Raw genomic sequence first — 20,448 nt, 5'->3', positions numbered from 1 at the left:
GGTGGGTAAAGTAAACCCCCGGAAGGAATCTGAGTGATCTCAGTTGCCCTCCGGGGGTTCTTTGCAACTACTGCCTGTAGGCAGGCTGCGTGTTGCTAGCTGGTTACATGAACCTGCGCGCGGTTAACCCGCCACCTGCAAGAAGTAGCACGGTGGAAAGGCCAATTAGGGAAGCGACCTCAACACCAGTTTTAGCCAGCTTCTTCTTAGGCTTTGCTGCCTCAGTCGTGGTAGGCGTCGTCTCAGGCGTGCTAGGCGTGGCCTTACATGCTGGGTCCATCGCAGTATCTTGGCTGTCCCAGGTCCACTCGGTTACAGCGTCTTCAGCAAGGAAGTAACCCTCCAGAGCGGATGCCTTAACTACTACCTTCGAGTTGTACGGGTAGATGTACTTGCCGTCCTTGTTAGCCTTCAGCTCAACGCCGTTAGCAGTAACGGTGTAAGCAACACCCTCGCTCTCCTGAATCGTCACATGAGGTTCGACGGTGCAAGAAGCAGGATCATCAGCAGAAGGATTAACCAGCTTCGGAGCAGCCGGAGTTGCTAACTCTTCACCTGGAGCTATCGTGCACGGTTTAGATGCGACGCTGAGCTCCCACTCCGTGTCTCCCTCAACCACGAACTTGTCCTTGAAATCCTGTTTCAATAGCGCCGCTACCGAGGCAGTGGTTCCCTTGGTCACAACTTCATAGTCAAAGTACTTGGATTCAGGAACCTGAACCGTGCCAGCAACTCCGCACTTATCGGAATCTGCAACGGTCGGAGCCTCGGGGGTAATCTTGCGAACAGCTGAGCTTACCTTTACAGTCCAGCCATCAATGTCATTACCTTCAACGCTTTCAACGCGGAAGAGCTTAGCTTCTTCTGGATCATCAATCGACGCGGTCAACTGGTACCACTTGTAACGACCCGTGTATCCAGAGAAGATGTCCAGGCTATTGCCAATTGAAGCGCGAGTAATTGGACTATCTTCACGGCCCTCGTTATCGGCAGAGGGCCTACGAGAATCCCCGTCGGCGAAAACATACTTGTTTGCAGCAGGATCGCCGCCCTTGGTGATAAGGGGCTTGTATACTTTTTCCCCATCGTCTGTAACTGGGTCTCCGTCCTTATGTTGCGATACCCCAATTGTGATTGTGGGTGCCTTGCCCTCGGGAACCTCACCTAGATAGGTTTCCCCATCCCACTCGCCTTTAACCAACTCAAACTTGAAATCGGTATTGGCCTGCTGGTACATAGCCAGTTGTTTCACGCCATTACTAAAGCCGGTTCCAAAAGAGAACTGGCTGGGTCCGTGCTTCCCTAAGCGATATTGGTAGCAGTCCAGAACGCCGATCTTGTCAACACCCGCGTACTTGGGATCCTTGAGGTTCACATTGAGCGGAATCTGCTCATCTTTGCCAACGGTTAGTGTAAGCATTGGCCACTCGTAGCTAAGCAGGTCACCGGTTTTTTTACCGTCTTTGAATTCGTAGACCGGACAGTATAGAAGCACGTTGACTGTGGTGCCTTCAAGCGCCGGATCATACCGTTTTACTTTGTCACTCCAAGTAACCTCAAAGGTCTTGATATTGCTACCGTCGTCAACACTGTTTGCTGCTACAGCGGCAACAGCGCCTCCAAGCGTCAGTGCTGCCGCACCTGCGAAAGCAGTTGTGGCACGCAACCAATTCTTCATTATTCCTCCAGTAGTCGATAAAAATACAGTATTCACTGTACCAAGAAAGGGTTGATTTATCGACGTTTAGGGGGCCATAGGCGTATTTGCGCTCGTGTGTATACCACTCAAAAACTATCCCCGGAATGAACCATTGGACCCAGCTCATTCCGGGGATTGGTATTTGAATACTTCTTTAGACAGACACCTCTAGTAGTGAGACATGACCGAGGTGCCAAGGTCAGCCCAATGATAAATCCACTCCGCGTCAGACGTCGGCGTGTTCACACAGCCATGCGACCCTCCTGGTCCCGTCCAACCGAACGTGCGCTGCCACGGGGCAGCATGAATCGAATAAGACTCGTGGAAATAAGACACCCATGGCACATCCGGTTCCACGTAGCGTGACCCGTCATCATTCAGACCGCGCATAGTTTGGCTCTCATACTGCAAATACACGTTGAAATGCCCGTCTACAGTTGGCGAGGAAGGCTTGCCCGGTACTACTGGAATCGGACCGCGCACAACCTCCGTACCCTCGTAGCAAGTCATTTGCGCCGTGGTGAGATTAATATCAATCCACTTCTCGCCCGGAGCTGCAGGGTACGGTAGATTCTCAGCGCCCGGAGCAATCTGGCGTTGCTCATAGGTTGGTGCTACCTCGTCGTAATCAAATTCCCCTGCGAACGCCTCACCTGCTTGCACAGCCTGCACCACCTGGCCAGCAATCGCGTCAAGGTTATTCACCTTCCAGCCCTTCTTGCCTTCAAGGGCGTTAATCAGCACCTTGCCGTTCTCGTCAACATTTTGAATTCCTGGCTGGGCTTCCTCATTCGTCTTATCTGCAATCTGCGAAACCCATCTCTCAATCGATGCCGCATCAAACGAGGGAGCTAAACCATTCGCAGTGTCAAAAGAAATCCACTTCGCAATGTCATCGGCTGTGGCCTCATATGATTCGATGCCATCGCCCAATTCAACGGACGCGCTCACTAACTCATTCGCCTTCGCAACTGCGGCCTCAGCCTGCGACGCACTGTTTTCCGGCTCGCGTTGCATTACTGAAAGGTCTGTCAGCGCCGAAGACTTCAGATCCTTCGAAGCGCTCTCAACAATCGTGCGCACCTGATCCGCATCAACAGCCGTGCCCGCCAGGCCGGGGGAGGCCACAAACTGCTGGCCGTTCCACGACACTGTTGGCTCTTTAGTAGGAGAAGGAGTTTTGGCATTCAAAGACTCAACAAACCTAGTAAACACCTGCTCATCCACATTCACAGAGGCAGGGACGTGGTGGGACGAGATGAGCCCTGCAGCTCGGCTCCAAATCGAAGATGAAGGCTTAAGAGCTGCCTGTGCGGTCTGCGCCGCGTCAACACTAAATCCGGTATCGGCTAGGGGCGTGCTAATAGTCTGGCCCTCAATTGCGAGATCCACGGTGCGTTCGCTCGCGGCAGCCTCAACCTGTTGTTCAATTTGGCTTGCCGTCTTACCACTCACGTCGATACCGGCAACTGTTGTGCGGGGCAGGGCCTTAGCGCTATAAGTTTGTGCAAACCCGAAAACTCCCGCAATCGCAAGGACAAGTACCACTGCTAAAGAGATGAAAACTTTTGACACTGTGCGCATAAGTTGATCCTATGATATGGGAATGCGTATTTGTTGTTTAGGCCCAATATCAGGGGAAAACGTGCTGTAAATAACGCAACGGCGTTCTTGTTCTTCGCCTGTTTGCAGATATCGATACACTTGGCCACGTGACTGAACTGTTTGAAGGCGTACGCCGCCGCACCCGTCCCGAGGTCCTCGCGCCAGCTGGAAACCTCGCCACCCTTAAAACCGCGTTCGATTTTGGAGCCGACGCCGTCTACCTGGGTGGTAAAGAGTTCGGTATGCGCTCCGCGCCAAAGAACTTCGCCCTCGAAGACATCGAAGACGCTGTGAGCTACGCGCACGATCGTGGTGGGCGCGTTTTTGTCACTTGCAACATCCTGCCCAGTTCCGGTGAAGTTGAAGCCATGAACAACTACATGGGGCAGTTGGGGGAAATCGGTGTGGACGCGCTCATCGTCACCGACATAGGCGTGCTCATGGCCGCCCGCGAAGTTGCCCCCAACACCGAAGTACACATCTCCACCCAAGCTGGCGTCACTAACTACCAAGCCGCTAACGCTCTTGCTCAGCTAGGCGCAAGCCGCGTTGTGCTCGCCCGCGAACTATCCCTCCAAGACATTCGCGAACTGCGCAAACACACGCCAAATGAACTCGAAATTGAAGCATTCGTGCACGGATCCATGTGCATGGCATTTTCTGGCAGGTGCCTCATCTCGCAACACACCACCGGCCGCGATGCCAACCACGGCGACTGCGCGCAATCATGCCGCTACAAATACCACGTTGTGGAAGAGCGCCGACCCGGTGACTTCATTCCCGTTGAAATCACCAACCAAGGCACCTTCCTGTTCAATTCCAACGACATGAACACCATCGAACACGTGCACGACATCCTTGACGCCGGCATTACCTCTCTTAAAATCGAGGGCCGCGCCAAAAGCGCCTACTACGTTGCCGCGATGACGAACGCGTACAAAACCGCGGTAAACGAATACATGATCCAACGCGGATTCGAAGACGAGGCCGGCAACGTTCTCACGCCGTTCCACGACCAAATCCACCTGCCTGAAAACCCGCGGCCTGTGGTGCCTGTTGAATACCCCGATTGGCTAGCGGACGAGCCCTACAAGGTCACGCACCGCACCTATTCCACGGGCTTCTACTACCCGGAAAACCCAGCCAGTGAAGACGTGAACCGAGGCGGCTACATCAACGAATGGGTGCTTGGTGGTATCGTCACCGATTATGACGCGGTCGAGCGCAGACTTTACCTGCACTCCAAGAACAAGCTGGCACCCGGCAAGGAAATGGAAATCTTGTTCCCCGGCGAAGCGCCCATAGTTATGGAAGTTCCTGCGCAGGGACTGCAAGATGACAAGGGCCGCGCGGTAGAAACTATCAACCACCCGGCGCGCATATTCTCCATGCCCTGCGACATCGAGATACCCAAGGGAGCGATGATTCGCGTCCGCGCCCGCCTCTACCACGGGGGATAGGGGGCTCTTGCACGTTTGTGCCCGCTTCGGCGCAAACCCGCAGGCTGAGTTGGCGGGGCCGAGCCTTACTTTCCGACTTGCCAAACCACTAGCGGAACTTCTGAATGCTCAGGGAAACCTGGTTTAGCAATCCCCTCAGCGAGTGCAAACGGAACCGAGAACCCAGGTGTGGAACCGAGATATTGAACCGTATCTGATGCTAGATCCCACACGTACATATCGCCATTGACGTTGCCCGAACCATTACCCCACGCGTAGACGCCGTTTGTTAACGACGCGGCCACGCCATCAGTGCGGGTGTAAACCCAAGATTTGAAACTATTGGAGCCGCGGTCAAAAGTGCCTGTCCAGGTACGGGCAGAGCACCGATCTTGCAGCGTCACAACCAGGTTGTTCTCATCAGCGGCCAGCCACTGCACCTTAAAATAATCTGCCAGCTCAATCTTCACGGGATCGCTGGAGTCATTCCAGCGGATTGTGAACGCATCGCGATCGGCGTCCAAACCATTGTTCGTAGTGTCCTCAACCCAAGCTACTTGCTCGCCAACCGCAACTGGAAGGCGGGCCGACTTGATCAGTTCCACCTCGGAGAGTTCGTCTACCTTGGCTTTCACAATGGACTGGGTCCACACATCCCCTTCGTGAACGTAGGTTTCGCCATATACGTGGCTGGATGTTGCTACTGGGGGAAACCATGGGGTAGGGGCAGGAACTGTCTGCTCGCCCGTCAATACCCAAGACGAGGTCACCTCGCGGGCCGTGCCACCTGAAGAATCAGCCGTCATGATTCGCCAGGCCATCTCGCCTGCAAAAGGAGGCTGTTTCGGATTAACCAGCTGCTCAATCCAGGTGGCGCGCCCATCGTTCAAAGAGCCGGCCAGCGCTGCCGGAGCCCATGCCCCAGGCAACTGCTCACGGAGCAACTCGGTGTCCTCGAAAGGCTTGAAAACGCCGGCGTGCCAAATGCCTGCATTCGAAGGTGAGGCTGGCCGAGCCTCGGGAAGAATCTGCAAACTCGCTACCACACCGTCCGCACCCGCACCAATGAATTGCAGGCGCTGCCCGTCAGCACTGCTCGCGCTGAACTCCCCAGACCAATCGGCGGGGCGGCTGGTCGCAAAGTCGTGGATTGTGCCCGAAACGGGCGAATCATTAACCGCGATAACAGCTTTGGCAAGGTCAGCTGGCTTATCCGAGAAAGCAGCGCACTGCTCTGGATCCCTAAAATCCACCTCGCCGTTCTGCTGCGAGGTAACACGAGAATCAGACGGGACGGGGTTATCCGTGTCTTTCTCAACTCTGCTATCAGCTGATGGGGTGCACCCCGCCAGAATCAATGCGGCAATAAGGGCGTAGGGGAGAGCGCTTCGCTTCATCAGTACACCATGCCGTGTCCGCCACCGCCGTAGTTGCCCAGGAAGTTGTTCCCAAATTGTACGGCGTTCTGGTAATCAAAGTAGCGATTAGCGGAATACCCCGAAATTGCAGAGCCCGGACCGCCCGGATCCACAAACCCAACCGTTCCATTCGAGTGGTACCTGTACGCAACAATGATGTGTGAGGACGTGCCCACATGGCCGTTGTAATGCGGCCCACCGTAGTTCTCGATCGTGTCTACGAGCACGGGGCGACCAGTGTAAAACGAGTTCTTCACCTTCGCGTCAAAATCGCGCCCGGACGGGAACGTCCACTGGCTGTAATCATTGGTTCCGCGCCAACGGTTCAAACCGACTGATAGGCGCTTGCCTTCCCACGAAGTGCCCCCGGTATAGCCCGACCCCACATTCGCATAAGAAGACCCGGCCAGATTCCAAACCGTCAAAGGCTTGCCGTCGTAGCGGGAGTTTCCAGCGCCCAGATACCGCAGCGTCATGTACATAGAGGTAGGGCCACAAGTTGACCCATCGGGTTGGCCTGTCCAACTGATTGGATGAGTCAACCACGATCCGTTCACATGCACCCTAGGCGCATAACCAGCCGGCTTGGAAAAGCCGCGGTTCGAGCCCTTATATGTTGCGGTGTACAAGTAGAGCGTGCCATCTTCATGCACTGCATACACTTGCTTAGATGAGGCTGAGAAGGACCCCGGGTGCAAAGAACGCATACGGTTCCATCCCGTACCGATTATCTGCGGCTCGCCAAATCCGCCTGCCGATAGCTGCGGTAGCAGAACCAGGTTCCCATCGCTTCGGATCACCAGCAGGTCACTCCTGCCATCATTATTCCAGTCATCGCTGGCATAGGCACGGGTCATATCCGAGGCTATCGAAGCGGGGATTGTTGTTGGAACTACCGAGTAGAACGTGCCCTTTCCATTCGACTTTGACACGCCTACAGTTCCATCAGGATTGCGAACATAAATAGCTGAGGATCCTCCCGGACCTTGCCGAACCAACCACATGTGGGTGAAGCTTTGCCAGCCGTGGCCTATTGGACGCACCGACTGAAATCCACCCCGACCGTTGCCTGGATACAGGAGCAGGTCACCTGAAGCGGTGCGGGCAATCACATCGGGGGTACCATCCCCGTCTGCATCTACACCGGACAACACTGTCAGAGAGCCCCAGCCCCAACCTATCTGGGGATATGGCGAGCGGAAACCTCCTGTGCCATTCCCACGGTAGAAGATGACATTGCCGTCGCTCTTAATGATGCCGAGGTCAGGATTGTTATCGCGATTGAAATCGCCAAGCCCATATACACCAGAACCTGGCCAGCCGCCGCCAACCTGTTTACTACCAGAGAAGGAAATATCACGCGAACGCGGTAGCGGTGCTGATTCCGTATCGGCTGGCTTTACTTTGCGTGTCAGCTCGTACTGCAAGAAATTGCCATCGGAATTAACCACATCAAGGTAGCCTGACGCGCCCGATGAAAACCCGCTAATGGCTGCGTAGTTGAGAGGTAAACCGTTCAGCTTAATAGGCTCCATTGCGGAAAAAGATTTGAAATCGGTTGTCGAAAACACCTCTAGATTCGAGCCGTTTACCCTCATCAGCGTTGAATATCCGGTTCCAGCTAGATCCCCCGCGCTAAAAGTATCTGACGTGATTCTTCCCGGCAGCGAGACGGTATACGGAGTTCCCCACTTTCCCGCCCCGTTAGTGGGGTAAACCCAAGTAGTGTTATCCCGCTGTCCAATCAGAGCAGGGTTGCCTCCAGGGCCCTTAGGTACCAGCACAACTGACTGGAATTCGTGCCAACCGTAGCCGATTATCTTGGTACTTTTGAAGCCTCCCGAACCGTTACCACGGTATAGGTAAAGGTCTGCATCGTGGCGAATTGCGAGAATGTCGGTGAACCCGTCGCCATCAAAATCTGCACCCGTCATGAGGATTCGCATGTTATTCCAGCCGGGGCCGATCTTGCGGGTGCCATTAAACCAGGTGGCTTCCGTGCGCGGATAGAAGTGGAGGTCACCGTTAGGACGAACTAGGAATACGTCGTCGGCACCGTAACGGTCAAAGTTACCCGCGTTGTAAATCGAGCCGCTCCAACCATTTCCGATGCGACGCGCAGCACCGATATGCCAGCTATTTGAGCTCTCAGGTGCGCCAACCGCCTCGGGAACTTCCTCATCAGACAGCTCAAGTTCCTCAGCAGGTGCCCCATTCTCACCTTCTGACGGGGCGGTGTTCTCCTCATCTGCGGAGGTGCCCTCATCGAGCGAAGTTTCAGTGGTCGCGTCTACTCCGGCTGGCCCCGACTCCGGCTGCTCGATTTGTTCCGTAGGTTCGGACTGCACTTCCGCAGGGAAATCGAACTCGCTACCTGAGGTAGGCCCCGCGCTGTCCGTGTGGGTTGCGTTTTCCGGATCGTTCAACGATTCCTCGGCCCACGCTACCTCCTGGATCCCGAGGAACGAGAGGGCAACCCCGAACGACAGCGCCAAACCCAGAACACGCCGCATAGTAAACCTCCTCGGACATAAGACTACTGTGGAGGGATAGCAACGATTGTATATTATGCCAGGCCATACTCGATTTAGGGTGGTCGCTTGGGAGCAAGATAACGGTCTGTATTTGGACTAATAGACGCATGCCGTTTCAAAGAGAATTTGCACTAGGATGGCCCATGTACAAACTGGGCGGGCCGGCAAGGCTGTCATCATTAAGGGGCGCATGTGGATCCAGACCTTGTTTTTCGCGTTGTTGACCTCGTCGGGGTGCTGGGTAACGGACTCCTAGGCGGCGTACTTGCGCGCACAAAAAACTACGACCTAATCGGCTTTCTTTTCTTAGCCGTATCCTCCGCTCTTGGCGGCGGCATGATACGCGACGTCCTGCTTCAACAGGGATTTCCCGTTGCCCTTACTGACCCGTATTATCTTGCCTTCGCCGTGCTCGCCGCCATTGCCGCATACATCTTCCCGTTCAAATCACGTCTCGCCGTAGCTTCGATCGCAGTCTTTGACGTGCTGGCCCTTGGCTGCTGGTCTGCAACCGGCGCGTCCAAGGCACTATTTGCAGGCCTGGACTGGGCGCCCGCAATCCTGCTAGGCGTCACCACTGCAACGGGTGGGGGAGTTATCCGAGACCTACTGGCCCGGCGCCAACCCCTAGTTTTCGGTGGTGCACCCTTGTACGCCACGTGGGCAATCGTTGCCAGCCTGCTAATGGTAATCATGCAGACCTCCGGCCACTACAACCTGGGGATGGCGCTCGCAATCATCTTCTCAACCGTGTTTGGCCTGGTAGCGCGTCGCTTCAAATGGATCCTGCCCGGCGCGGTCACACTTGGCCTGCGCAGTGTTCGGTTCCGCTCCCTCTTGTTCCGCCGCCGCCCAGCGGGCGCGCCCCGCGACGCGCAAGTTCCTGTGGATGCGCCTGGATCGCCTCAATCCGCACCCGCGGAAGAATAGGCGCTACTCGCCCAGCAGGTCCTTAACAATGTCCACGATCACCGGATCGTCATTTATGGGAGCCACCCGCTGGTAATGCTGGCCGCCGGCTTCCTTAAATGCGTTCTGATTCAGCACATCCAGCTCGTCAACCGTCTCGATACAGTCCGAAATAAATGCCGGAGTGGCAATCAAAACCGAAGTGATGCCGCGGCCCGGCAGGCTTGCCATCGTGTCGATCGTAGCCGGCCCAAGCCACTTACCTGGCCCGAACTTAGACTGGAACGTGGTCAAAACCCGGGTGTCGATTCCCAACTGGCGCAGTTGCACTTCAATGGCCGAGGAAGTCTCCAAACACTCTTGCCTGTAACCCTCCGGCTTGTGAGCCGCCCGCTGGGGTACCCCGTGATAAGACAACAAAATCACCTCCGGAGCAGGACCCTCGCCGCGGACCCGATCCGCAATCTGCTTGGCATGCCAGTTCACGTAATCGGGTTGAGTGGGCCACTTACCCACGATCCGTAAATGTGGGCGGTGCTCCTGACTACGATAAAAGTCGAGCACCTGATCCACCACTGCGCCAGTAGAGGACGGCGTTGTCTGCGCGTAGAGGGGGAGAACGGTTACGTCGTCCACGCCCTCCTCTTCAAACTCGCGCAAAGCAGAATCTATCGAAGGACTGGTATACGTCATCGCGTACTTCACATTCCAGTCTGGTAAAGCCTTTTTTAACAACTGGTGCTGGCGCTTTGTATAAACCACCAAAGGGGAGCCCTCTGGCGTCCAAATCGTTTCATAAATCGCCCCCGACTTGCGTGGGCGCACGCGTAGCACAATGCCATGCAAAATCGGCAACCATATAGCGCGGGGGAAATCAACCACGCGTGGGTCGCCTAAAAACTTCGCCAGGAAAGGTCGAACATCGCTCGGAGCCGGGCTGTCCGGCGAGCCTAAATTCACAATTAAAAGTCCGCGCACACGCCACATCCTACCCGAACACCCCGACTGCAGCGCCCCTGGGTGAGCGGGGTACCCCGAGCTTTGCCCATGCTACGCAACAATTGCCCAGTTTGAGGGGCGGCTTGGCTTGACGGGGAGCTATGATTCCGGCTAAATGCGGGGCAGCTGCTCGTATGTCACCTGTACGTCCGTATCTTGCAAAACACCTGCAAAAAGAGACTCCGTACCTGCTTGGAGACCGTCAGCCACGTCCTCGCCTGCGGACCACAGCTCTAACAACACGCGATCTGATCTTTCATAAACCAAACGCACCGCCCAGCCGCCGGCGCCCCAAGTTGATTCTTCAAAAACCAGGAGCGTGTCCAGCCAGCTATGAACCAGATCGAGGAGCGAGGAGTCGGCAGAGCCGTCATCAGCGCGTTGCAAGACTATGCGCAGGCGCGCCTCTGAGCCATCGTTGTGAGGCGGGTACGTCCACAGCCAGTCGTAATCCGGCTCGTATAAGCGGTCATCGTCCGGGAGGTAGAAGCAGTTATCATCTTCAACGGTCATACAAAAATGCTACTTCAAAGCTCTGGGCCGGCAAGCTTTACGTGGGAAAACCGAAAATGTCCGGCCAAGCCCATATCAGACATGCAGTAAGTCACCTTTTACCTATTGCAGTTCCGCAAAACCCATTGCCTTGACGTAGTATTTACATGTTGTAATCGGCCAAGTAGGCCATCAGAGTCTAGATATACGTTGGAGTGCGTTTACGTGAAGAGCACTGTCGAAAATCTTGAACCCACCAAGGTGAAAGTTACCGTTGAGGTTCCCTACGAAGACCTCAAGCAGGATATGGACGCGGCCTACCGTGACATCGCGAAGAATGTTGACGTCCCCGGCTTTCGCCGCGGCAAGGTACCCGCGCGCGTCATCGATCAGCGTTTTGGTCGCGTAGCCGTCATCGAGCAGGTAATCAACGAAGTCCTGCCCCGCTTCTACGGCCAGGTCGTAGCTGAGAACGAGCTTCGCGTCATGGCCCAGCCAGACGTTGAAGTCACCGAAATTCCGAACGCCACCGGAGCCCCCGGCGGTCAGCTCACGTTCGTAGCCGAAGTTCCGGTTATCGCCCCGTTCGAACTGCCCTCGCTTGACGACGTTGAACTCGAAGTTGACACCCTTGAGGTCACCGAAGAGGACGTGGAGAAGGAACTCGAAGAGCTTCGCACCCGCTTCGCCACCCTAAAACCCATTAAGCGCAAGGCTAAGAAGGGCGACTTCGCGACCATCAACATGGTTGCAAAGATCGGTGACGAAGAGATCGACTCCGTCTCAGACGTCTCATACGAAATCGGCTCCAAGTCCATGCTCGATGGCATGGACAAGGCCCTAACCGGCATGAAGGCTGATGAAGAAACCACCTTCACCACCAAGCTTGCCGGTGGTGAGCACGCCGGTGAAGAAGCTGAGGTCACCATTAACGTCAGCGCTATGAAGGCTCGCGAACTGCCCAAGGCTGATGACGACTTCGCCCAGATGGTCTCTGAATTTGACACCATCGACGAGCTACGCGAAGACCTCAAGACCCAGGCAGGCACGCGCAAGCGCGCAGACCAGGCCCTACAGGCTCGCGACCGCCTCCTAGATCACATCATCGACGCTGTGAAGCTTGAGCTTCCGAAGTCGGTAGTTGAAGAGCAGGCCAAGCAGGGCCTTGAAGAAGGCGCTTCCGCAAAGAAGAAGAAGGAAGCTAAGGAAAACGCGATTCGCCGCATCAGCGAACAGGTTGTGCTTGAAGAGCTCGCAGCCCAGGTGAAGCCGAACATCGGCCAGCAGGAACTGTTTGACTTCATGATGCAGACCGCCCAGATGAACGGCATGGACCCAAGCCAAATGTTCTCTGACCAGGGCCAGATCCAGTTCATGGTTGCTGAACTTACCCGCACGAAGGCCCTTGCCCTCACGCTTGGCAAGGTCAGCGTGAAGGACACCGCGGGCGAGGCCGTTGACCTCTCCGAGTTCACGCGTGACCCGTCCGCCGAGGAATTCGCCGAGGCCGGCGCTGACGAAGCAGACGAGTCGGCATCTTCTGCCTCCTCCGCTTCGGCTGAGTCCGCAGAATAATCAGGCATATCTTTGAGGGCTTGGAACAGTTGTTCCAGGCCCTCAAACTGTTTATTAATCGCCATCAGCGAAAAACAGGCTCCGGCGAAGAAAATGCGCGCGAGTGCTACTAAGCTGAAGAAAGCTTAAGACAAGAAGTAGGAGAAGTAATGACCACCACTTCAACGGGCGTCAGCATGGACCTAGATACCAAGCCAGCCGCTATGGGAGACGCCGTATACGGGCGTCTACTGAAAGAACGCATCATCTGGCTGGGCGGGCCTGTCACCGACGAGAGCGCCAACCAAATCTGTGCGCAAATGCTGCTACTAGCGGCCGAAGACCCGGAAAAGCCCATCTACCTGTACATCAACAGCCCCGGCGGCTCCGTCACTGCAGGTATGGCTATCTACGACACGATGCAGTTCATCCAGCCTGACGTTGTCACCGTTGCCATGGGCATCGCAGCCTCCATGGGCCAATTCCTCCTTACTGCGGGCACGCCCGGCAAACGCTTTGCAACCCCGCACGCACGCATCCTCATGCACCAGCCTTCCGGTGGCGTGGGCGGCACGGCCGCGGACATCCGTATTAATGCCGACCTCATTTTGAAGATGAAGCGCGAACTAGCCGAGATCACCGCTGAACGCACCGGCAAGAGCGTTGAACAAATCAACCTCGACGCAGACCGCGACCGCTGGTACACCGCGGAAGAAGCCCGCGAATACGGGTTCTTTGACCACATCGTCACCAACGCGTCAACCGTGTCCGGCACCGAAAATGCAGGGGCCTAGGAGGAATCGTGAGAACACCGTTTGAATCAACTATGAACAACCAAATGCCTAGCGCCCGCTACGTCCTGCCCCAGTTTGAAGAGCGCACAGCCTACGGCTTCAAGCGCCAAGACCCATATGGCAAACTGTTTGAAGACCGCATCGTGTTCCTCGGTGTACAGGTAGATGACGCCTCCGCTGACGACGTCATGGCCCAGCTACTGGTCCTGGAATCGCAAGATCCGGACTCGCTGATCACCATGTACATAAATAGCCCCGGCGGTTCCTTCACTGCCATGACCGCAATCTACGACACGATGCAGTACATCAAGCCGCAGATTCAGACCGTGTGCCTTGGTCAAGCAGCTTCGGCCGCTGCCGTCCTCCTCGCCGGAGGAACACCCGGCAAGCGCCTTGCTCTTCCCAACGCGCGCGTGCTCATTCACCAGCCCGCGATGCAGGGCATGCAGGGCCAGGCCTCCGATATTGAAATCGTGGCAGAAGAAATCGACCGCATGCGCACCTGGCTGGAAGACACGCTGGCCAAGCACTCCGGACGCACGCCCGAACAGGTACGCCGCGACATCGACCGCGACAAGATCCTCACGGCACAAGACGCCCTCGAATACGGACTAATCGACCAAGTACTGACGTCGCGTAAAGGCAACTAGCCTGCGCGTCTGCTCGCAGCTACGCCCAACCTCTTCTAAAGTAGAGCTGTTGGGCGTAGCTTTTTCGGGCACACAGTGCCAACAAAAGGGGGATCATTCTTGACGCGGTTCACGGATTCAACTGAACTACTCAAATGCTCTTTCTGTGGAAAGAGCCAAAAGCAGGTTGTCAAACTCATCGGCGGACCTGGCGTATACATCTGCAACGAATGCGTAGACCTGTGCGCCGACCTGATTCAAGAAGAAGTTCAAGAAACCAAGCAAGCTGAACTAACCCAGCCGCCGCGCCCCCAAGAGATCTACGAGTTCCTCAACGACTACGTCATTTCTCAAGATAAAGCTAAGCGTGCCCTAGCCGTAGCCGTGTACAACCACTACAAGCGCTTGCACGCCTCCATGCGCACCGGCGAACCGCTGGACATGGAAATGACCAAGTCCAACATCCTCCTGTTAGGCCCCACGGGAACAGGCAAAACCCACCTTGCGCGCTCGCTTGCAAAACTGCTTTCCGTACCGTTCGTCATCGTTGACGCAACCGCGCTAACCGAAGCCGGATACGTTGGCGAGGATGTGGAAAACATTCTCCTCAAGCTCATTCAAGCTGCGGGCGAGGACGTTGAAAAAGCCCAGCGCGGCATCATTTACATCGACGAGATCGACAAGATTGGGCGCAAAGCCGAGAACGCCTCCATCACCAGAGACGTATCCGGTGAGGGTGTGCAGCAAGCCCTACTCAAGATCATTGAAGGCACAGTTGCATCCGTACCACCGCAGGGCGGGCGTAAACACCCGCACCAGCAATTCCTGGAAATCGACACCTCCGGTATTCTGTTCATCGCAGCGGGTGCCTTCGCCGGATTGGACGACATCGTCAAAGCACGGTTGGGCAAGCGCACCACGGGGTTTGGCTCCGACCTCAAATCGGCGTCCGAATATGGTGACCTGTACGAGCAAGTAACGCCTGAAGACCTGCACAAGTTCGGCATGATTCCCGAATTCATTGGCCGCCTTCCCGTTGTTACCTCCACCAAGCAACTGGATGAAGCTGACCTCATCAAGGTTCTAACCGAACCGAAGAACTCCCTCGTTCGTCAATACCAGCACCTATTTGACCTGGACGACGTGAAACTAGAGTTCACCAACGAGGCGCTACACGAGATCGCGAAGCTCGCCAACGAGCGGGGGACTGGGGCCCGCGCGCTCTCCTCAATCCTCGAAAAAACGCTTTCGGACATCATGTTTGAAGTCCCATCCATGTCCCAAGTTGGCCAAGTAACCGTTACCTCCGCGGTTGTCACCGACGGAGCCGACCCAGAATACGGACCTCGCCAATACTCCGAGAAAAGCCAAAGCGCATAATTGGCCTCGCAGCGAAGGATAGACATGAGCGACATCCCTGAAGAACTCGCACAAGCCCGCGCCACTATCGACAACATCGATGCCGCCCTCGTTCACATCCTTGCCGAACGCTTCCGTTGCACCCAGGCCGTTGGACATATCAAAGCCCAACACCACCTTCCGCCCGCGGATCCCGCGCGTGAGCAAGAACAGGTAAGGCGTCTGCGTGCCCTCGCTGAAGAATCGGGACTTGACCCAGTGTTCGCCGAGAAATTCCTCCAATTCATCGTCACCGAAGTGATCCGCCACCACGAGGACATCAAACAGGGATACGAAGCTCAAAACAGGTAGGCTTCAATGCCCATAGGGAAGATAGATAAAGTTGTGGCGAGCACCGAAGTGCTCGCCACAACTTTCTGGAGTGTTACTCGCCGGCCTCGCGCACGGGACCGCCATAAATCTCGTCTATCTCGTCCTTGAACGTCTCCAGAACCACTGGGCGCTTCACCTTCATCGAAGGGGTTAGCATTCCATTAGCCTCGGTAAAGTCCGTAGACAACACCTTGATCTTACGGATCGACTCCGCCCTGGACACAGCCTTGTTAGCGCGTTCAACCGCGCGGTTAAGAGCCGCAAGAACCTCCGGGTGATTCATGGCTTCCGAGACCGTCATTGCAGGCAGATTATGATTCTTCAACCAGCCGGGAAGCATCTCCGCATCCAAAGTTACGAGCGCCGCCACAAACGGACGCAGATCGCCAACCACAACCACCTGTGAGATCAGCGGATGCCCGCGCAGCTTATCTTCCAAAACGGTAGGCACAACGTTCTTACCGCCGGCGGTAACAATGATCTCCTTCTGGCGTCCGCTAATCGTCACGTAGCCATCGCGGTCCAATGAACCAATGTCACCCGTGTGGAACCAACCGTCCTCATCGAACGCAGCTGCTGTCTCTTCAGGCATGTTGTGGTAGTGAGAGAAAACAGTTGGACCCTTAATGAGGATCTCGCCCGTATCGGAAATGCGCACACCCACGGTTGCAACCGGTGGGCCGACCGTGCCGATTTTTGACACTGTAGGCGTGTTAACCGACATGGGGCCAAGCGTCTCGGTTAGGCCATAGCCTTCGAGAACCGTAATCCCCGCGCCTCGGAAGAAATGTCCCAGCCTTTCACCGAGTGGCCCGCCACCTGAAATGATGTACTTGCAATTGCCACCGAGCAGGGCGCGAATCTTTCGATACACCATTGCGTCAGCCATCTGGTGCTGAGCCGACAACGTGCGCGATGGCCCCAGCGTAGTATCCATAGCCTTCGAATACTGGATGGCTATCTTTACCGCCCAGCGGAAGGTTTTTAGCGCAACACCACTACCTGCCGCAGCATCTGCCGAGTTGTAGATCTTCTCCAGAACTCGGGGGACTGCCAACAGGTAAGTAGGGCGGAAACTCTCCAGATCAGAAAGCAAGTTACGTGTGTTAGGCGTGTGCGCCATGATGCCATGACCCGTAATCTGGAAGACTTCCAGCATGCGCGCATACACGTGCGCCAGTGGCAGGAATAGCAGTAGGCGTGAAGAGCGCCGGAATGCGATTTCCGGCATCCACTTGTGCCCGTTTTTACATAGGGTTACAAAGTTACCGTGCGTCAAAACGGTTCCCTTCGGCCTGCCCGTTGTGCCAGACGTGTACACAATCGAGGCTGGCTTATGGATGCTCAGGCCAGCAATGCGAGCATTGACTTGCTCTTCGTCGACTTCGGCTCCCGCCTCTGTAATCCGCATAATCGCAGAGTTATCGAGTGACAGAACTTGCACGGAGCGCTCAAGTGTTACTCGAGCTGCCTGCACCAGCTGGGCCATGACCATCGTTTCGGTCACAACCATCTTCACATCAGCATCTTCCAAGATGTACTTGATCTGATCGACTGAGGACGTTTCGTAGATAGGCACAACCACAAGGCCTGCGCTCCAAGCGGCAAAATCAACAAGCGTCCACTCATACCGCGTGTGCGACATGATTGAAATCGCGTCCCCCGCCTGCAGGCCTAAACCAATAAGGCCCCGAGCAACAAGGTTCACCTCGTCCAAGAAATCCTGCGCGGACATCTCTCTCCAGGTGGAACCCATCTGCGCCTTACGGGCGATCATCGGCTCGCGCGGACCTCTTTTGACGCGCTCGCGAAACATTGCAGGAACGGACTCGTGCTCCTCAGTCTTCACCAGCACCGGCGCGTGCCATTCCAACACCTCGGGAGCAGAATCTGGCGTTGGATTAGGGGCGTTACTCTCAATACTCATACGATCACCTCAGTTTCGTGGCTTACGAGCAGGAGGTTCTCCGAGCTCGTAATCAACCACCGCAACCTCGTCTTCTGCCGACGGACGAATGACGAACTGGCCCTCAACATGAGTTACAAGCGAGAGGTCATCACGGGTAAGTTCAAGCAAATCAACCATGCCGGCTGGAGCCTCAAGAGTTGCATGCAAGAACGGGGTGCGCGGTGAAACCTTGTTCTCTGACTTCACGCGGCGAAGTTTAACCAGCGCCTGTGAAGTGGCCTCCAAAATGCGCGGGTTACCATCAACGTTTTGCAGGTCCAGCGGGCTTGGCCACTGCGCGTTATGAACCGAGCCGGGGCGGTACCAAGACCACACCTCCTCGGCCGCAAACGGCAAGAACGGAGCAAATAGTCGCACAACAGTGTCAACAGTGATAGCCAGAGCAGAGCGGGCAGACAGCGCCTGGCTCGGCGTCCACTTACCGTCACGGTTGTAAGCGCGTTCTTTCACGAGCTCCAAGTAGTCGTCACAGAATGTCCAGAAGAACTTCTCAGTGGCTTCCAGGGCGCGCGTGTGGTCATAGTTTTCCATTGCCTCGGTAGCGGTCTTAACAACCTCATGCAACTGCGCTAACACCGCACGGTCCAAGTCTTCCGTCACATTCAGCGGACGCAGATCAAGATCCGCACCCTGACCCATGGTGAGAGCAAATTTTGACGCGTTCAATAGTTTGATCGCGAGGCGGCGGCCAATCTTCATCTGGCCCTCGTCGAACGCCGCGTCGGTGCCCAGGCGAGCCGATGCTGCCCAATAGCGCACCGCATCCGAACCATGCTTGTCCAACAAGCCCATGGGCGTCACCACGTTGCCCTTAGACTTTGACATCTTCTTGCGATCAGGGTCGAGGATCCAACCCGAAATTGCAGCGTGCTTCCACGGCAAACCGTCAAACTCCAGGTGTGCACGAAGCAGGGTGGAGAACAGCCACGTGCGAATGATGTCCTGACCCTGTGGGCGCAGATCCATCGGGTAAACCTGCTCAAACAGCTCATCATCAGACAGCCAGCCGCCAGCAACCTGGGGGCTTAGAGACGAGGTTGCCCATGTGTCCATAATGTCGATCTCAGCGGCAAAACCGCCCGGCTGGTTGCGCTGGCCCTCCTCGTAGCCTTCCGGCACATCGATAGTGGGATCAATCGGCAAGCGCGACTCGTCCGGAACCAGCACATCGTCGTAATGCACATGCCCGTCCTCATCGATGCGGTACCAAAGGGGCAGGGGAACACCGAAGAAACGCTGGCGTGAAATCAGCCAGTCAGAGTTGAGGCCCTGCACCCAGTTGTTGTAGCGCACCCGCATGAAATCAGGGTGGAAAGCCAGCTCTTCGCCGCGCTCCAACAGTTCGGTGTTCAGATTCTCCTTCGCGCCGGGGCGAGTGAATTCTTTGCCGCCATTACGGATGTACCACTGCCTGGACGTCACAATCTCAAGCGGCTTATCGCCCTTTTCGAAGAAGTTAGTATTACGCATCGTTGGCTCGGGCTCGCCAATCATCTCACCTGTATCCGCAAGATGCTTCACGATTGCTTCGCGCGCAGAGAACGTAGTCTTGCCCTCGATCTCACGGAACAGCTGTGCTCCAGCCTCGTCCACAATCCATTCGGGAACGCCAAGCTGGATGCGTCCGTCCTTTTCCAGAATCGAACGCATCGGCAGGTCAAGCTCGCGCCACCACTGCACGTCAACAAGGTCACCGAATGTACAGCACATTGCGATACCCGAGCCCTTATCCATCTCCGCCATCGGGTGAGGTAGGACAGGAACCTCAACGTTGAAGCCGGGGGACTTCACCGTGGTGCCAAACAGGCCGGAGTAACGCTCGTCATCAGGGTGTGCGATCAGCGCAACACATGCGGGCAAAAGCTCCGGGCGGGTGGTTTCAATAACCACGTCGCCGTCTTTACCGTGGAACGCAAATGAATGGAAGAAACCGGGGTACTCGCGCGCCTCCAACTCGGCTTGGGCCACAGCGGTCTGGAATGTCACGTCCCAAAGGCCCGGCGCTTCCGCCTGATACGCCTCGCCGCGAGCGAGATTGCGTAAGAAACCAGCCTGCGCAACCCGCTGCGCACGCTCTCCAATGGTCTGGTAGTTGTGTTCCCAGTCAACCGAAAGACCGAGCCGGCGCCACAGCTCCTCAAAACCCTTCTCGTCCTCCGCCGTGAGCTTCAAGCACAGCTCAATAAAGTTCTTCCGCGAGATCGGTACCTGATCGCGGTTCTTCACCGACTTCGCATTACCCTCAAATGGCGGTTTAAAGCCTGGCTGGTATGGCAGTGACGGGTCGCAACGAACACCGTAGTAGTTCTGCACGCGACGCTCGGTGGGCAGACCATTGTCATCCCAACCCATCGGGTAGAACACGTTCTTGCCGCGCATACGCTGATAGCGCGCAATCGTGTCGGTGTGGGTGTAGGAGAACACGTGACCTACGTGCAAAGATCCTGAAACCGTAGGCGGGGGAGTATCAATCGAATACACCTCTTTACGGGTGGTTTCCCGATCGAACGCGTACACATCGCGCTCATCCCACTTGGTCATCCATTTTTCTTCGAGGCCGTCAGCGCTCACGCGATCCGGAACAACCGGTGCTGGTAGCTTGTTGTGTCCGGTATCTTGCGCAGATGGTGACATGCTTAGTCTCCTGGTGAAAACGATAAATAGACAAGTTTACGC

General features: G+C 55.9%; 15 protein-coding genes. 7 read left to right on the top strand and 8 right to left on the bottom strand.

Going from position 1 to position 20,448, the window contains the following annotated elements; translation table 11 throughout:
- Positions 1-103: 103 nt before the first annotated feature.
- Positions 104-1,678 carry a hypothetical protein gene (locus BQ7114_RS03450; protein ID WP_072341989.1) on the bottom strand — a complete coding sequence of 525 codons (1,575 nt, stop codon included), beginning with the start codon at positions 1,676-1,678 and terminating at the stop codon, positions 104-106.
- A gap of 189 nt (positions 1,679-1,867) precedes the next feature.
- Entirely contained in the window at positions 1,868-3,283 is a 1,416-nt protein-coding gene (locus tag BQ7114_RS03445; protein ID WP_072341986.1) for a L,D-transpeptidase family protein, read from the bottom strand.
- A gap of 128 nt (positions 3,284-3,411) precedes the next feature.
- Here BQ7114_RS03445 and BQ7114_RS03440 point away from each other — a divergent pair, with 128 nt between their 5' ends.
- Positions 3,412-4,764 (top strand): peptidase U32 family protein, encoded by a 1,353-nt coding sequence (locus BQ7114_RS03440; protein ID WP_072341983.1) that lies wholly within the window; start codon positions 3,412-3,414, stop codon positions 4,762-4,764.
- A gap of 65 nt (positions 4,765-4,829) precedes the next feature.
- Here the strand turns inward: BQ7114_RS03440 and BQ7114_RS03435 are convergent, their stop codons facing one another.
- Together BQ7114_RS03435 and BQ7114_RS03430 are read right to left on the bottom strand one after the other, a co-directional pair.
- Positions 4,830-6,140, bottom strand: a complete 1,311-nt coding sequence (locus tag BQ7114_RS03435; RefSeq protein WP_072341980.1) for a hypothetical protein — start codon at positions 6,138-6,140, stop codon at positions 4,830-4,832.
- Positions 6,140-8,674, bottom strand: coding sequence for an FG-GAP-like repeat-containing protein (locus tag BQ7114_RS03430; RefSeq protein ID WP_072341977.1), 2,535 nt, complete (start codon positions 8,672-8,674; stop codon positions 6,140-6,142). The genes BQ7114_RS03435 and BQ7114_RS03430 overlap by 1 nt, the downstream gene beginning before the upstream one ends.
- 213 nt (positions 8,675-8,887) lie before the next feature.
- On the opposite strand from BQ7114_RS03430, the gene BQ7114_RS03425 reads away from it, so the two are divergent.
- Positions 8,888-9,625 carry a trimeric intracellular cation channel family protein gene (locus BQ7114_RS03425; RefSeq protein WP_072341974.1) on the top strand — a complete coding sequence of 246 codons (738 nt, stop codon included), beginning with the start codon at positions 8,888-8,890 and terminating at the stop codon, positions 9,623-9,625.
- Between the two features lie 3 nt (positions 9,626-9,628).
- Here BQ7114_RS03425 and hemH read toward each other — a convergent pair whose 3' ends face one another.
- Both hemH and BQ7114_RS03415 read right to left on the bottom strand, forming a co-directional pair.
- A complete protein-coding gene (gene hemH / locus BQ7114_RS03420) occupies positions 9,629-10,582 on the bottom strand; it encodes a ferrochelatase (RefSeq protein WP_195906706.1) in 954 nt (317 codons plus the stop codon).
- Positions 10,583-10,714: 132 nt separating this feature from the next.
- The gene (locus BQ7114_RS03415) at positions 10,715-11,116 is read right to left on the bottom strand and encodes a hypothetical protein (protein WP_072341970.1); all 402 of its coding nucleotides are present in this window, start codon (positions 11,114-11,116) and stop codon (positions 10,715-10,717) included.
- A gap of 204 nt (positions 11,117-11,320) precedes the next feature.
- On the opposite strand from BQ7114_RS03415, the gene tig reads away from it, so the two are divergent.
- From tig to BQ7114_RS03390, 5 genes are all read left to right on the top strand, one after another.
- Positions 11,321-12,670 carry a trigger factor gene (gene tig / locus BQ7114_RS03410; RefSeq protein ID WP_072341966.1) on the top strand — a complete coding sequence of 450 codons (1,350 nt, stop codon included), beginning with the start codon at positions 11,321-11,323 and terminating at the stop codon, positions 12,668-12,670.
- Positions 12,671-12,846: 176 nt separating this feature from the next.
- Complete coding sequence (locus BQ7114_RS03405) at positions 12,847-13,443, top strand: ATP-dependent Clp protease proteolytic subunit (RefSeq protein ID WP_034508358.1); 597 nt, start codon at positions 12,847-12,849, stop codon at positions 13,441-13,443.
- Positions 13,444-13,475: 32 nt separating this feature from the next.
- Positions 13,476-14,093: an ATP-dependent Clp protease proteolytic subunit gene (locus BQ7114_RS03400; protein WP_040316442.1), complete on the top strand. Its 618-nt coding sequence runs from the start codon at positions 13,476-13,478 to the stop codon at positions 14,091-14,093.
- A gap of 99 nt (positions 14,094-14,192) precedes the next feature.
- Entirely contained in the window at positions 14,193-15,452 is a 1,260-nt protein-coding gene (gene clpX / locus BQ7114_RS03395) for an ATP-dependent Clp protease ATP-binding subunit ClpX (RefSeq protein WP_072344736.1), read from the top strand.
- A gap of 24 nt (positions 15,453-15,476) precedes the next feature.
- On the top strand, positions 15,477-15,782 hold the full coding sequence (locus tag BQ7114_RS03390; RefSeq protein ID WP_072341963.1) for a chorismate mutase: 306 nt from the start codon (positions 15,477-15,479) through the stop codon (positions 15,780-15,782).
- A gap of 73 nt (positions 15,783-15,855) precedes the next feature.
- On the opposite strand, the gene BQ7114_RS03385 is transcribed toward BQ7114_RS03390, so the two are convergent.
- Both BQ7114_RS03385 and valS read right to left on the bottom strand, forming a co-directional pair.
- On the bottom strand, positions 15,856-17,730 hold the full coding sequence (locus BQ7114_RS03385; RefSeq protein WP_072341961.1) for an AMP-dependent synthetase/ligase: 1,875 nt from the start codon (positions 17,728-17,730) through the stop codon (positions 15,856-15,858).
- A 9-nt stretch (positions 17,731-17,739) separates the two neighbouring features.
- Positions 17,740-20,406, bottom strand: coding sequence for a valine--tRNA ligase (valS, locus tag BQ7114_RS03380; protein ID WP_072341956.1), 2,667 nt, complete (start codon positions 20,404-20,406; stop codon positions 17,740-17,742).
- Positions 20,407-20,448 lie beyond the last annotated feature (42 nt).

The organism is Actinomyces urinae, from assembly GCF_900119695.1.
GTDB lineage: Bacteria > Actinomycetota > Actinomycetes > Actinomycetales > Actinomycetaceae > Gleimia > Gleimia urinae.
The sequence above is the reverse complement of the archived record's forward strand: the minus strand, read 5'-3'. Positions and strand labels throughout refer to the sequence as shown.

What these genes read in the sequence shown, in the direction of transcription:
- BQ7114_RS03450 (WP_072341989.1), bottom strand. Translation starts at nt 1,678, where the DNA reads ATGAAGAATTGGTTGCGTGCCACAACTGCTTTCGCAGGTGCGGCAGCA.
- BQ7114_RS03445 (WP_072341986.1), bottom strand. Translation starts at nt 3,283, where the DNA reads ATGCGCACAGTGTCAAAAGTTTTCATCTCTTTAGCAGTGGTACTTGTC.
- BQ7114_RS03435 (WP_072341980.1), bottom strand. Translation starts at nt 6,140, where the DNA reads ATGAAGCGAAGCGCTCTCCCCTACGCCCTTATTGCCGCATTGATTCTG.
- BQ7114_RS03430 (WP_072341977.1), bottom strand. Translation starts at nt 8,674, where the DNA reads ATGCGGCGTGTTCTGGGTTTGGCGCTGTCGTTCGGGGTTGCCCTCTCG.
- BQ7114_RS03415 (WP_072341970.1), bottom strand. Translation starts at nt 11,116, where the DNA reads ATGACCGTTGAAGATGATAACTGCTTCTACCTCCCGGACGATGACCGC.
- BQ7114_RS03405 (WP_034508358.1), top strand. Translation starts at nt 12,847, where the DNA reads ATGGACCTAGATACCAAGCCAGCCGCTATGGGAGACGCCGTATACGGG.
- BQ7114_RS03400 (WP_040316442.1), top strand. Translation starts at nt 13,476, where the DNA reads ATGAACAACCAAATGCCTAGCGCCCGCTACGTCCTGCCCCAGTTTGAA.
- BQ7114_RS03390 (WP_072341963.1), top strand. Translation starts at nt 15,477, where the DNA reads ATGAGCGACATCCCTGAAGAACTCGCACAAGCCCGCGCCACTATCGAC.
- BQ7114_RS03385 (WP_072341961.1), bottom strand. Translation starts at nt 17,730, where the DNA reads ATGAGTATTGAGAGTAACGCCCCTAATCCAACGCCAGATTCTGCTCCC.
- valS (WP_072341956.1), bottom strand. Translation starts at nt 20,406, where the DNA reads ATGTCACCATCTGCGCAAGATACCGGACACAACAAGCTACCAGCACCG.